Origin of the sequence: Parasphingopyxis sp. CP4, assembly GCF_013378055.1 — a bacterium.
GTDB lineage: Bacteria > Pseudomonadota > Alphaproteobacteria > Sphingomonadales > Sphingomonadaceae > Parasphingopyxis.
On record NZ_CP051130.1, the window covers coordinates 742,175 to 755,394 of the forward strand.

Annotated in this window: 9 protein-coding genes and 1 tRNA gene; 7 read left to right on the forward strand and 3 right to left on the reverse strand. The window is 57.9% G+C overall.

The annotated features are described in order from the left end of the window. From HFP51_RS03500 to HFP51_RS03510, 3 genes are all read right to left on the reverse strand, one after another. Complete coding sequence (locus HFP51_RS03500) at nt 1-1,878, reverse strand: ABC-F family ATP-binding cassette domain-containing protein (RefSeq protein ID WP_176874391.1); 1,878 nt, start codon at nt 1,876-1,878, stop codon at nt 1-3. A gap of 66 nt (nt 1,879-1,944) precedes the next feature. Beyond that, the gene (locus tag HFP51_RS03505) at nt 1,945-3,603 is read right to left on the reverse strand and encodes a caspase family protein (RefSeq protein WP_176874392.1); all 1,659 of its coding nucleotides are present in this window, start codon (nt 3,601-3,603) and stop codon (nt 1,945-1,947) included. 86 nt (nt 3,604-3,689) lie between these two features. Beyond that, nucleotides 3,690-3,763: transfer RNA gene (locus HFP51_RS03510), tRNA-Cys, on the reverse strand. Nucleotides 3,764-3,958: 195 nt separating this feature from the next. On the opposite strand from HFP51_RS03510, the gene HFP51_RS03515 reads away from it, so the two are divergent. From HFP51_RS03515 to hemB, 7 genes are all read left to right on the forward strand, one after another. After that, a complete protein-coding gene (locus HFP51_RS03515) occupies nt 3,959-4,609 on the forward strand; it encodes a protein-L-isoaspartate O-methyltransferase (RefSeq protein ID WP_176874393.1) in 651 nt (216 codons plus the stop codon). Nucleotide 4,610: 1 nt separating this feature from the next. Further along, nucleotides 4,611-6,065 (forward strand): TolC family outer membrane protein, encoded by a 1,455-nt coding sequence (locus HFP51_RS03520; RefSeq protein ID WP_370462933.1) that lies wholly within the window; start codon nt 4,611-4,613, stop codon nt 6,063-6,065. 14 nt (nt 6,066-6,079) lie between these two features. Further along, the gene (locus HFP51_RS03525) at nt 6,080-6,571 is read left to right on the forward strand and encodes a DUF2497 domain-containing protein (RefSeq protein ID WP_176874395.1); all 492 of its coding nucleotides are present in this window, start codon (nt 6,080-6,082) and stop codon (nt 6,569-6,571) included. A gap of 42 nt (nt 6,572-6,613) precedes the next feature. Then, on the forward strand, nt 6,614-8,680 hold the full coding sequence (locus HFP51_RS03530) for a S9 family peptidase (protein ID WP_176874396.1): 2,067 nt from the start codon (nt 6,614-6,616) through the stop codon (nt 8,678-8,680). Continuing rightward, nucleotides 8,677-9,360, forward strand: a complete 684-nt coding sequence (locus HFP51_RS03535; protein WP_176874397.1) for an enoyl-CoA hydratase/isomerase family protein — start codon at nt 8,677-8,679, stop codon at nt 9,358-9,360. The genes HFP51_RS03530 and HFP51_RS03535 overlap by 4 nt, the downstream gene beginning before the upstream one ends. A gap of 68 nt (nt 9,361-9,428) precedes the next feature. Further along, nucleotides 9,429-12,065, forward strand: a complete 2,637-nt coding sequence (locus tag HFP51_RS03540; RefSeq protein WP_176874398.1) for a valine--tRNA ligase — start codon at nt 9,429-9,431, stop codon at nt 12,063-12,065. A gap of 138 nt (nt 12,066-12,203) precedes the next feature. Next, entirely contained in the window at nt 12,204-13,205 is a 1,002-nt protein-coding gene (gene hemB, locus HFP51_RS03545; protein WP_176874399.1) for a porphobilinogen synthase, read from the forward strand. Nucleotides 13,206-13,220: the final 15 nt, after the last annotated feature.

Below are 13,220 nucleotides of genomic sequence, written 5' to 3' on the forward strand. Positions count from 1 at the left end.
TCAGGAAGCTGTGTTTTCGAGCGCTTCGGACGCTTGGGTCCAAAGCTCTTCCTGCTCAGCGATTTTCTCGTCGAGCTGAGCGCGTTTCATCATCAACTCGGTCATCGTTGCGGACGCAAGTTCGCCCTTGGCCTCATCTGGGGCAAACATGGCCTGATCGATGACTGATCGTTCGGTTTCGAACTTTGCGATCAACGCTTCCGCATCCTTGGCGCGCTTGCGCAGGGCCTGGCTTTGTTTGCGCGCTTCCGCGGCATCGCGCCGCGCCTGTTTGGCATTTTTCCGTGATCCGGCTTTGGCCTCGGCTGCCGGCTCATTCTTGCGCAGCACCAGATCCGTATAGTCGTCGATCGAGCCGTCAAATTCTTGGGCTGTGCCATCTTCGATGAGGATGAGGCGATCAGCGGTAAGTTCCAGCATATGGCGGTCATGACTGACGATCACAACCGCGCCGGAATAGTTAGCCAGTGCCTGAATCAACGCCTCTCGTGCATCGACATCAAGATGGTTTGTCGGTTCATCCAGGATCAGCAAGTGCGGTGCATCTCGCGTGATCAGAGCCAGTGCCAGCCGGGCGCGTTCACCGCCGGATAGCTTGCGGACTTCGATAGTGGCCTTGTCGCCCGTAAATCCGAACCGCCCAAGCTGCGCTCGTACCGCGCCGGGTTTTGCATCGGGCATGACACGGGTCATGTGATCGAGTGGCGTATCATCGCCGTCCAGCTCTTCGACCTGATATTGGGTGAAATAGCCCACCCGGGTTTTGCCATGGATCGCGATCTCACCGTCCATCGGTGACAGCTGCCGGGCGATCAGCCGCGCGAGGGTCGTCTTGCCGTTACCATTGCGGCCAAGAAAGGCGAGGCGGTCCTCCGGATCGATCCGGAGCGACACGCGCGAGAGCACTGGCGTACCTTCCTCATAGCCGACCGCCGCATCGTCGAGCACAATCATAGGTGGCTTCATTTCGCCGGGGCTGGGGAAGCCGAATACCAATGTCGGATCTTCAACAGCCGCTTCGACCGGTGCCATGCGCGCCAGCGCTTTCATGCGGCTTTGCGCCTGTTTTGCGGCGTGCGCTTTGGCACGCCAACGATCCACGAATTTCTGCAGTTTTTCGCGCTCGGCGACCTGCTTGGCACGAACCGATGCAGCTTGTGCAGCCTGTTCAGCCGCCTGTTTTTCAAACGCATCATAGCCACCGGGGTAGAGCTTCGTCCGCCCAGCTTTCAGATGGAGAATGTGGTCGACCACATTATTGAGCAGGTCGCGTTCATGGCTGATCACCAGCATCGTACCGCGATAGTCGCGCAGGAAATTCTCGAGCCACAGTGTCGCCTCAAGGTCGAGATGGTTGGACGGCTCGTCGAGCATCAGCATGTCGGGTGCGGTGAACAAGAGCGCTGCCAATGCGACACGCATCCGCCAACCACCCGAGAAACTTTCCAGCGGTTGGGCCTGCATCTCTTCATTGAAGCCAAGACCGCCAAGAATGCGCGCAGCACGCGCCGGCTCGGCGTGCGCATCCATCGCATTGAGCCGCTCATGAATATCGCTAATCCGTTGCGGGTCGGTTGCGCGGTCTGCTTCGGCAAGAAGATCGGTTCGTTCGGAATTCGCCGCGAGAACCGTTTGGAGCGGCGATTGCTGGCCAGCCGGTGCTTCCTGCGCGAGATAGCCGATCCGCATGTCTTTCGGCATATCGATCGTGCCATCATCGCATTCGATCTGGCCGGTCAACGCGCGCATCAATGTTGATTTGCCCGCGCCATTGCGACCGATCAGGCCGACCTTCGCCCCCGGCGGCAACGCAGCAGTGGCGCCGTCCAATATGATGGTCCCGCCGAGGCGGACCTTGATGGTGCTGAAATTGATCATGGGCGCGCCGCATATAGCGGATGCGCGCTGCGACGCCAGATGCTGTGTTACAATCAGTGCTGAGCGTTACCCTTCGGCTAGGATTGCTTCCATGCGGGTCTTGAGGATCGGGGTAAGATCAGCAGCATCCACGGCGAGCTGCGCCCAATAGCGTGCTCGAGACTGCGATGCAGCGATACCGTCTCCGGTTGCGTACATAATCGCAGTATAGGCACGCGGAATCGAATAGCCGACGCGCGCGGCCTGCAGGCAATGTTCGAACGCCTGCTCAATTTCGAAGCCAGCCTGCGAAATCTCGCACAGCCAGTTATGGCCTTCGTCATTGTCCGCATTTGCCAGCGCTTCGAGAGCAGCAATTTGCACGTCGGGACGATCGCGACGGAGAGTTAGCGCATAATGTGCCCAAGCGTGGCCGAGCTCGGCCGCTTCGTGATATAGGCGCGTGGCTTCGGCAACATCGGTTACCCCCAAAGTCCCGACCAAAAGCACGGCGGCAAGATGTGATTTCGCCTTGGCATAGCCCAGATCACTTGCAGACCGCATCAACGACAAGGCGCGCGGATATTCATCAGCCGTCCCATGGCGCGACAGAAAATAGCCGAGCTCCAATAATCCTGCCGGATGATCGGTCTCCGCCGCGAGCTCTAGCCACCGGCGCGCTTCGGTAAGGTCTTCCTCTACAGCGACGCCATTGGCGTACATATAACCGACCAGGTACAACGCGAGCGGATCTCCGCTCTCGGCCATCTCTGTCAGATCCTCGACGCTATATTGCTCCAGCAGGCGCACCACCAAGATCGGCTCGTCGACGGTGCTGAGTGTTTCGAGAGGGATGTCTAGCCGCTGCGGCGGGGGAGCCGGTTCGACGTCCTGACTTGCAATGTCGATAGCGGGCAGGGGAGACGATCCGGGGGGCAGAAAGTAGAATGGCCGCGACCATGATCCGGCAAATTGTGGAAATTGCGGTTTGTCGAAATGTGCGGTCACATTAGCGACATGTTCGCGGACATGGGTAAAGACATAGGGCAAATCGAGCCCAGGAAAGCTGATCCCACGTCCGACAGCCGTTGCAAACGGGCTCAGCGGATGATCGTCGGGCACCGCATCATAGGCTTCGTCACCCATTGCAGTGGCATAGAATACGACAGAATTTGGCGCGTCGACTGCTCCAAAGAATGACGCTCGGCTGCCTTCGGGCAATTCTGCAAATCTGCGAGTCTGGACAGCAGACCGACATGCGTCGAGGAAAAAGATGCTGAAACCTTGTGTTTCCGCAGCGCCGACGATTGCGTCCATATTGATATAATAGGCGTTGATTGTGTCCGGACTCAGCGATGCCGGCGCATCAACCGGAACAATATAGTTCTGCAGCCCATATTCGATGCCGTGCCCGGCAAAATAGACGATGGCTACATCAGCAAGCGCCGCCCGTTCGCCAAATGCTGTCAACGCATCGATTATCTCATCCAATGTGCCATCGGTTACCAATGTGACATCGAACTGAGCATCGCCGCGCGCCGGATGTGCAAGTAGATCCGCAATGTATGCGGCATCGCGCGCCGCATTGGGCAATGGTTCCCAACGACTTTCGGGTGAATAATTGCTGTTACCGATTACCAACGCGACACGCTCACCGGATTGCGAATAGGCGGGGCTTTGCGCAATCACGATCGCGATGATCGCTAGAATGCCGCCAAACAGCTGGACAATGACATTGTAGCGCATGATTTTCCCCTGGGTATGTCGCAGATTGCGCGACAAGTGCGCTGACATTGCGCCTTTTTGTTCCAGAAACTCAAGGAAAAACAGTTTGGAGGCCCGAGCCGGAATCGAACCGGCGTACACGGATTTGCAATCCGCTGCGTCACCACTCCGCCATCGGGCCCCGCGGAAACGTTTGGAGGGCGCGCAAATGGGCAAGCAGCAGCAATCTGTCAAGCGCAACCGTGCTTTTGTCGAAAGGGGTGGAGAGTATGCTTGGCCTAAACGCACAATATCGATAGAAGGCAGCGTTGACGCAGCTGTATTGCTTATATAAGACAGCTAAAGAAATACCGACGAATAACAAGGCCAACTCATTATGAGCCATGATTTCGAAGCGATGCGCCTGGCAATGGTAGAAAGCCAGCTCAGGACCAGTGCGGTCGATGACCGTCGTGTCGTGAAGATTATGTCCGAAATTCCGCGCGAAAATTTCGTGCCGTCCGACAAGGCTTCGCTGGCCTATGCCGAGATGTTGCTGCCGCTCGTCGATGGACGCCGCATGAATCTTCCACTCGCGACCGGGCGACTGATTACCGAGCTTGGCCTTTCACCGGATGACCATGTTCTCGTGGTTGGATCCGCTGGCGGTTATACGAGTGCTTTGTGCTCGCGGATCGCAAAATCTGTCGTTGCCCTTGAGGAAGATGACGCTCTGGTCACCCATGGTAAGACGGCATTGTCCGACTATCCCAATGTCGAATGTGTCCAGGGTGCATTGACCGATGGATGGACGCAGGGCGGTCCCTATGACGCAATTCTGGTTGATGGTGCGGTCGAACATATTCCCCAGGCGCTGGTGGATCAGCTTGCCGATGGTGGACGCCTCACATCGGGCCTGATTGAAGATGGCGTAACGCGGCTCGTATTCGGCCGCAAACTTGGCGATGCCTTTGGAACATCAGCATATTTGGATGCCCAGGCGACGCAGCTACCCGGGTTTGAACGCCCGCGGGAATTCGTATTTTAGGATGATGAGCATGCGAGCCAGAGCGACATTAATTTCCATCGGTGCAGCTGCGGCGGCATTGGCCACAGTGCCGGTTTCGGCCGAAACGCTGCGCGGTGCACTGCTGGAGGCGTACCAGACCAATCCGACCCTCAATGCAGCACGGGCTGGCCAGCGGGCGAATGACGAAAATGTGCCGCTGACACTAGCGGATGGCCGCCCATCGGTTTCCGTGTCCGGTTTCTACAATGAGAATGTCCGGACTTCGCCGAACAGCTTTACGGCGCCATCCAGGATAACTGGTGGACAGGCCGATGCGACGCTACCCATCTATCAAGGGGGTACGGTGCGCAACCGGATCCGCGCGGCGCGCGATCGAGTCGAAGCTGGCCAGGCAGATTTGCGGTCGACCGAGGCCAATCTCTTCACCCAGGTCGTTGGCGCCTATCTCGACGTTATCAGCAACCGCAACATTGTTGAGCTCAATACCAATCAGGTTCGTGTGCTCGACACCAATTTGCAAGCAACCAGCGATCGGTTTGAAATTGGCGATCTGACCCGGACGGACGTCGCCCAGGCAGAAGCGCGGCTTTCTACGGCTCGGGCTAATCTCGATTCTGCCCAAGCGGAACTCGCGGCCGCAGAAGAGAATTATCTCCGTTTGGTTGGCGACTGGCCGCAAGATCTTGAGCCGCCACCGCCACTTCCAGATCTGCCAGCAACTCCTGACGCGGCAGAAGACGTCGCAATCGTCAACAATCCGGATCTGATATCCGCGCAGCAAAGCGCCGAAGCAGCGCGCCGTGATATCGCGGCAGCGCGCGGCGCGCGTCTCCCGAGGCTAGAAGCCTTCGCCCGCGGGAATTACACCAATTACCTCGATACGCTTGGTGGCCCCCTTGGGAACCAGTTTGTCCAGGAAGAAACGACCGCCACTGTTGGTTTACGGGCGACCTTGCCAATCTATCAGGGTGGTCAGCCAGCGGCGCGTGTCCGTCAAACCCAGGCTTTGCGCACGCAAGCGATGGAAACCGTTATCGCGACCGAACGGGCTGTTGTCGCCGATGTTCGTGCAGCTTTTTCGCGGTATCGCGCGACATTGCAGGTGATTGACGCCACACAAACCGCCGTTGAGGCCAATGAGTTGGCGTTGGAAGGTGTTCGCGCAGAAAATTCGGTTGGTTTAAGGACGATATTGGACATTCTTAACGCTGAACAAGAACTGCTGAACAGTCAGGTCGATCTCGTTACGGCCCGCCGCAACGCCTATGTCGCCGGGTTCAACCTGTTGGCGGCGATGGGACAGGCAGAAGCCCAGGATTTGGGGCTTGATGGCGGTGTTCTTTATGATCCAAGCGTCAATTATGAGCGCGTCGATGACCAATTCTTCGATTGGAACGACGATCCACGCCCTGTGACTCAATCGACACGCACTGTGGATAATCCAGAACGCGTCGTGACAAATCCAGAAAATTGAGGCATGTCGCGCAAATGGGCGACGTTAACCATGAACCGACGATGGAAGAGATTCTAGCTTCCATCAAAAAGATCATCGCTGAAGATGGCGAGGCTCCCGTTGCTGCGCCTGATGCGCGTTCACAGCGCAAACGGCCGGTAATTGAGACCAGCGAACCACCTGTCGCAGATGATGTTCTCGAGCTGACGGAAACGGTTCAGGCTGAAACGCCAGATGAGTCCGTGGCCGAAGAAGCCGCTCCGACTCATGTCGATACGGAGAGCGCCAAAGAGGCAATTGCTTCGGACGAGACCGTTCGAGCCAGCAAAGCGGCGCTTGCGGCTCTTGCGGCAATAGCCAAGCCTGCGGATACTCATGAGGCCGAAGACGATGCCCATCCGCTGGAAGGATTGGTTCGCGAGATGCTGCGGCCGATGCTGAAGGAATGGCTCGACGATAACCTTCCGGCAATCGTTGAGGAAATGGTCGCACGCGAGATAGCAAGGATCGCTGCAGGACAAGACTAACGCGGCTTGCGCACCAGAAATGGCGCGCTATCAAGCGATGCCATGAGAAACATCCTACAATTCGGTCTCGCCGCAACCGCTCTTGCTGTTGCTCATCCTGCAATGGCGCGCAATTTCACGCCGGAAGACCTGGTTCAGTTCAATCGGCTCGGTGGGTCCAGTGTATCCGCGGATGGCGGAATGCTGGTCTTCTCGCTGGCCGAACCAGATCTTGAGGCGAATTCCCGCCCAACCGATCTGTGGTTGCTTGATCTTCGGGAGCCGGGTTCTGTTGCCGAACGATGGCGTGCAACCGCTGACGTCAACGAAAGTGGTCCTGTATTCTCAGCTGACGGCGAGCAGATTTTTTACCTCTCCGATGAAAGCGGATCGAGCCAGGTGTGGCGCGCGCCGCTGGGCGAAGGCGATCCGATCCAGGCCACCGATGTTGAGGCGGATGTTGCCGGATTCAGCATTGGGCCGGGCGCTGATCGGATCGCGATCTGGTTCGACGAAGCAATCGGCTGCGAAACCGCAAGCTGTCCGGACGAAGAAGAAGCGGCAGACGCTGGCACCGGCCGTTCATACGATGCACTGATGGTGCGGCATTGGGGTAGCTGGAATAACGACGCCCAATCCCGTCTAGTGACGTTCGCGCTGACCGATGGTGTAGCGAGCGGCGACGGTGTTGTGCTCTCTCATTCCCTCAATGGCCACACGCCAACCCGACCATTTGGCGGCAGCGAGCAGATTGCCTGGCATCCGACCGGCGCGTCGATATTCTTTGCGTTGCGCGAAGGCGGTGCAAGCGAGGCGACTTCAACTGATCTCGATATCTATCGGGTGGCGGCAGATGGCTCGACACCGCCCGAAAATCTAACCGACGCCAATCAGGCCTATGATTCCTTGCCGACGCCATCGCCTGATGGGCGGTATCTGGCTTATGTTGCGATGGAACGGCCCGGTTATGAGAGCGATCGACTGGTATTGCATTTGCGCGATCTCATTACGGGAGAAACCCGCGCGCTCACACAAAACTGGGATCGCAGTATCGGTGGAATCGCATGGTCAGCCGATCTGCAGGCCGTTTATCTGGTTACCCAGGAAGGTCTGGATACCGCAATCTTCCGGTATATCCTCTCCGAGGGCAGGATCGAGCGAATTTCCGGCGCTGGCAGCATCGGATCGGTCGCGCCCCAGCAAGATGGATCCATACTCGTAACCCTGGCGAGTGCACTCACACCGTCCGATATTCATCGCATTGCCGCTGACGGCACGATGGAGCAGCTGACCAACGTCAATGGCACCTACTTCGCAGAGCTGGATATGCCGACCCGCGAAGAATTTACCTTTGAAGGCGCAGAAGGCGATACAGTTCGTGGGCAGATTTTCCGGCCTGCCGGTGTTTCCGACGGTGATCGTGTCCCGGTCGCCTATTTCGTACATGGAGGCCCGCAAGGATCGTTTGGCAATAGCTGGTCGTATCGCTGGAATCCCGCCGCCATGGCGGCCCAAGGCTATGCCGTGGTGACCGTGGATTTCCATGGCAGCACAGGGTCTGGACAAGAATTCACCGACAGCATCAACAATGACTGGGGCGGAAAACCGCTGGAAGATTTGCAGCTTGGCCTGGAGGCCGTTCTGGAAAACAATCCCTGGATGGATGGCGATCGGATCTGCGCGCTCGGCGCGTCCTATGGCGGCTATATGATGAACTGGATCGCCGGCAATTGGCCTGATCGCTTTGATTGCCTCGTCAATCATGCCGGTATCTTCGATCTTCGCCCCTTCTATTATGGCACCGAGGAGCTGTGGTTCCCGGAATGGGATTTCAGCGGGCCTTATTATGACCGTGAAGAAGCCTATGAACGCTGGAATCCGGTCCATCATGTCGAGAATTGGCAGACACCGATGCTTGTGATCCATGGCGAGCTGGATTTCCGCATTCCCTACAGCCAGAGCCTGTCCGCCTATACCGCGCTCCAGCGACGGGGTGTTGAATCGCAATTGCTCATCTTCCCCGATGAAAATCACTGGATCAATTCACCGCGCAACAGTCTGCAATGGCATCGCGCGGTCTATTCCTGGGTAGGGCGTTGGACGCGAGAAGATGCGGAGACCGCAGAATGAGCGTATTTCATACAGAAAACCGTGATGGCACATTGGTCGTCACGCTGGATCGAGCGCCGTTAAACGCTTTGAGTGCGGAAACGCTCGAAGAGGGGGCAGCACTGCTTGCTGCAACCGCAGATGCGCCACCTGAGGCCGGAATGGTCCTGACCGGCGCCAATGGCGTGTTTACCGCCGGTGTCGATATCAAACAGGCGGCCGATGCCGATCTCGAAATGCGTCGCCGGCTATTCTGGGGGATCAACGATTTCTGCGCGGCCCTGATGCGCTTACCGTGCCCGGTTGTCGCTGCGGTGACCGGTCATGCCATCGGGGCAGGCGGGATTGTGGCGATCGCCGCTGATTGGACGCTGATTGCGGACAAAGAGTTGAAAATTGGTCTGCCGGAAGCGAAAGCGGGCCTGCCATTTCCGCAGATCCCGCAAATCATCATGGAATATGGGCTGAGCCCGGTCTGGCACCGGCGGCTAGCGCTGACTTCGGTCCTGTATGGCGCAAAGGAATCGATCGAGGCTGAGCTGGCCGATGAACTCGTACCGGCGGATGAGATTGTGGACCGGGCCGTTGCACGTGCACAGGAAATGGCAGCGCAACCGGCTTTCGTTGAGATCAAGGCTAATATGCGGCGACAGGCCTGGCAGGATATTGATACCGTCTATGCGGACCGGGATGCCGGCTAGGTGATTGCTGCGCTTCACGGACCAAAACTGTGGCGCGGCGCGGCAGGCCTTGCTAACGGCTGATCGCTATGAGCGAGCTACCCAAACATTTTGATCCTGCGGCTATCGAGGGCCGTTGGTATTCCCATTGGGAAGAGGAAGGATTGTTCCGCCCCGAGCGCGACGATTGTGAGCCTTTCACCATTGTGAACCCTCCACCCAATGTGACGGGATCTCTGCATATCGGCCATGCGCTGGATAACACGCTGCAGGATATCCTGATCCGGCATCAGCGCCTGCTTGGCAAAGATTCACTCTGGGTTGTTGGAACCGATCATGCCGGCATTGCGACGCAGATGGTTGTCGAACGGCAGTTGAACGAAAAGCAGCAGAAGCGGACTGATTTCACGCGCGAGCAATTCGTCGAGAAGGTCTGGGAGTGGAAAGAGGAAAGCGGCGGTACGATAACAGACCAGCTGCGCCGTCTTGGCTGTTCGATGGATTGGTCGAATGAGCGCTTCACCATGGATGAGGGCTTTTCAAAGGCCGTCACCAAGGTTTTCGTCGATCTCTACAATGACGGCCTGATCTATCGCGACAAGCGGCTCGTAAACTGGGATCCGGGTCTCAAGACGGCTATTTCGGATCTTGAGGTCGAAAACACCGATACCAGCGGGCATTTCTGGCATTTCAGCTATCCACTGGAAGATGGCAGCGGCGCTATCAGCGTCGCGACCACCCGTCCGGAAACGATGCTCGCCGATATGGCGGTGGCCGTCCATCCCAGTGACGAGCGTTATGCCGATATGGTCGGCAAGAACGTGAAATTGCCGATTACCGGGCGTCTCGTTCCGATCATCACCGACGAACATGCCGATCCTGAGCTGGGTTCGGGTGCGGTGAAGATCACGCCGGGACATGATTTCAATGATTTCGAAGTCGGGAAGCGCGCGGGCTTCAAAGCTGCCGAGATGCTCAACATGCTCGATGCCGATGCCGCGGTGTGCCAGACGTCGGATGGCCTGATCCCCGACGAACTGGTCGGCATGGATCGCTTCGACGCACGCAAAAAGGTCGTCGAGATGATCGATGGCGAAGGCTTGCTGGAGCAGGTCGAGGATCGCGTGATCGTGACGCCCTATGGTGATCGCTCGAACGTGGTCATTGAGCCCTGGCTGACCGACCAATGGTATGTTGATGCCGAGAAACTGGCGGAAGGCCCGATCAAGGCGGTGCGCGATGGCACCATCGATATCGTACCGAAGAGCTGGGAAAAGACTTTCTTCAACTGGATGGAAAATATCCAGCCCTGGTGCGTCTCGCGCCAATTGTGGTGGGGTCACCGGATCCCGGCTTGGTATGGCGATGATGGCGAATGCTATGTCGCCGCCGATGAGGAAGCAGCGCAGGCCTTGGCCGGAGACGATGTTGCGCTGATCCGCGATGGTGACGTGCTCGACACCTGGTTCTCCTCCGGTCTTTGGCCGTTCGCCACCATGGGTTGGCCGGACGAGAACAAGGATCTTGAACGCCACTATCCCAATAGCGTGCTGATCTCCGGCTTCGATATCCTGTTCTTCTGGGATGCGCGAATGATGATGCAGGGCATGCATTTCATGGGCGAAGTGCCGTTCCACACGCTGTATCTGCATGGCCTGGTACGCGCCGCGGACGGGCAAAAGATGTCCAAGTCCAAGGGCAATACGGTCGATCCTCTTGGGCTGATCGATCAATATGGTGCCGATGCGCTGCGCTTCTTCATGGCGGCGATGGAAAGCCAGGGCCGTGACATCAAGATGGATGAAAAGCGGGTAGAAGGCTATCGCAACTTTGCAACCAAGCTCTGGAACGCCGCGCGCTTCTGCCAGGCCAACGGTATCGGAGCGAGCACAACGCTCAAGGCGCCGCCAGCCAACCTACCGGTCAATCGCTGGATCATCTCGGAAACAGTCCAGACGCTGGCTGCATTGAACAAGGCGTTTGACGATCTGCGCTTCGATGGCGCAGCCGATGCGGTCTACCATTTTGTCTGGGATCGTTTCTGTGACTGGTATCTCGAGCTGATCAAGCCGCAGATGGATGGTGAGGATGCTGAGGAATGCCGGGAAGTCGCCGGTTGGGTGCTCGATCAGATTTTGGTGATGCTCCACCCGTTCATGCCGTTCATCACCGAAGAACTGTGGCATGCCATGGGTGATCGCAGCTACGATATCATTGTCGCGAAATGGCCAGATCCGCGGGCCGAATTGGATGCGGATGCCGCTGAGGAGATAGCCTGGTTGATCAAGTTGATCAGTGAGACGCGGACGGCCCGGTCTGAACTGAACATCCCGCCGGGTGCCAAGCTGACGGTCCATATTCGTGATGCGTCGGATGCGACCTTGGCGCGGCTCGATCGCCAATCAGCTGCGCTTGGCAGGGTTGGGCGTATCGAAAATGTCAGCCGTGATCCCGCACCCGAAGGCAGCGCGGCGCAGATACCGGTTGATGAAGCGACCTATGTCCTGCCGCTTGAAGGCGTAATTGATCTCGATGCGGAAAAGGCGCGCCTCGGCAAGGCGCTGGAAGCGACGGAAAAAGAAGCGCTATCGCTCGATAAACGTTTGTCCAACCCGCAATTTGTCGAGAAGGCAAAGCCCGAAGCGGTTGAAAAGGCGCGGGCTGACCATGCAGAAAAGACCGCCGAGGCAGATCGGCTCAGGGCGGCTTTGCAGCGGTTGGGATAATCCGTCATTGCGAGGAGCCGAAGGCGACGCGGCAATTCAGAGCCGCAATTGCAAGCGCTCAATGCTCTGGATTGCGTCGCTGCGCTCGCAATGACGAAATTGTAGCCCGCAGCAAATATCCCCGCTAAAACTGATCTTATGACCGCTGCAGCCTATCCCGCCACGCGCATGCGCCGTACCCGGGCGACCTCATGGTCGCGCGCGATGGTGCGTGAAAACCGGCTCCATCCGTCCGATCTCATCTGGCCGCTATTCGTCACCGATGGCGATGCAGAGCAGCCGATTGCGACAATGCCGGGGGTTTCGCGCTGGCCAGTGGAACAGATCGCTGCCCGCGCTGCCGAGGCCCGTGACGTGGGCATTCCCTGCATCGCCCTGTTTCCAAACACACAGCCGGACTTGCGATCGGATGATGGCGCAGAAGCGCTCAATCCGGACAATCTCATGTGCCGCGCGATCGGCGCGATCAAGGATGCACTGGGCGATGATATCGGAATTCTGACCGACGTTGCCCTCGATCCCTATACATCGCACGGCCAGGACGGCCTGATTGGCGATAGCGGCTATGTGCTCAATGACGACACGGTATCGATCCTGGTCGAACAGGCATTGAACCAGGCGCGGGCAGGGGCCGATATCATTGCCCCGTCGGATATGATGGACGGCCGCGTTGCCGCCATTCGCTCAGCCCTTGAGGATGAAGCCTATAGCAACGTCCAGATCATGGCCTATTCGGCAAAATATGCGAGCGCGTTCTACGGTCCATTCCGCGATGCTGTGGGCAGTGGCGGCCTGCTCAAGGGCGATAAGAAAACCTATCAGATGGATCCGGCCAATAGCGATGAAGCGCTCCGGGAAGTGGCTCTCGATATCGAAGAGGGTGCCGATAGCGTGATGGTGAAGCCCGGGCTCGCCTATCTCGATATTGTCCGCCGTGTGAAGAAGCAGTTTGCGGTTCCGGTGTTCGCGTATCAAGTATCTGGCGAGTATGCGATGATTGAGGCTGCGGCTGCTGCTGGAGCCGGTGATCGCGACGCACTGGTGCTCGAAACGCTGCTTGCTTTCAAACGGGCAGGGGCTTCGGGCGTGCTCACCTATCATGCCCTGCATGCCGCGCGCCTGATGGCTGGAGACGGATAGTTTCTGACGGGGGCG

Bases quoted from the DNA above. Each gene is read 5' to 3' on its own strand.
- HFP51_RS03525 (WP_176874395.1), top strand. From the start codon at position 6,080: ATGGGCGACGTTAACCATGAACCGACGATGGAAGAGATTCTAGCTTCC.
- HFP51_RS03520 (WP_370462933.1), top strand. From the start codon at position 4,611: ATGATGAGCATGCGAGCCAGAGCGACATTAATTTCCATCGGTGCAGCT.
- HFP51_RS03500 (WP_176874391.1), bottom strand. From the start codon at position 1,878: ATGATCAATTTCAGCACCATCAAGGTCCGCCTCGGCGGGACCATCATA.
- HFP51_RS03505 (WP_176874392.1), bottom strand. From the start codon at position 3,603: ATGCGCTACAATGTCATTGTCCAGCTGTTTGGCGGCATTCTAGCGATC.
- HFP51_RS03515 (WP_176874393.1), top strand. From the start codon at position 3,959: ATGAGCCATGATTTCGAAGCGATGCGCCTGGCAATGGTAGAAAGCCAG.
- HFP51_RS03530 (WP_176874396.1), top strand. From the start codon at position 6,614: ATGAGAAACATCCTACAATTCGGTCTCGCCGCAACCGCTCTTGCTGTT.
- HFP51_RS03535 (WP_176874397.1), top strand. From the start codon at position 8,677: ATGAGCGTATTTCATACAGAAAACCGTGATGGCACATTGGTCGTCACG.
- HFP51_RS03540 (WP_176874398.1), top strand. From the start codon at position 9,429: ATGAGCGAGCTACCCAAACATTTTGATCCTGCGGCTATCGAGGGCCGT.
- hemB (WP_176874399.1), top strand. From the start codon at position 12,204: ATGACCGCTGCAGCCTATCCCGCCACGCGCATGCGCCGTACCCGGGCG.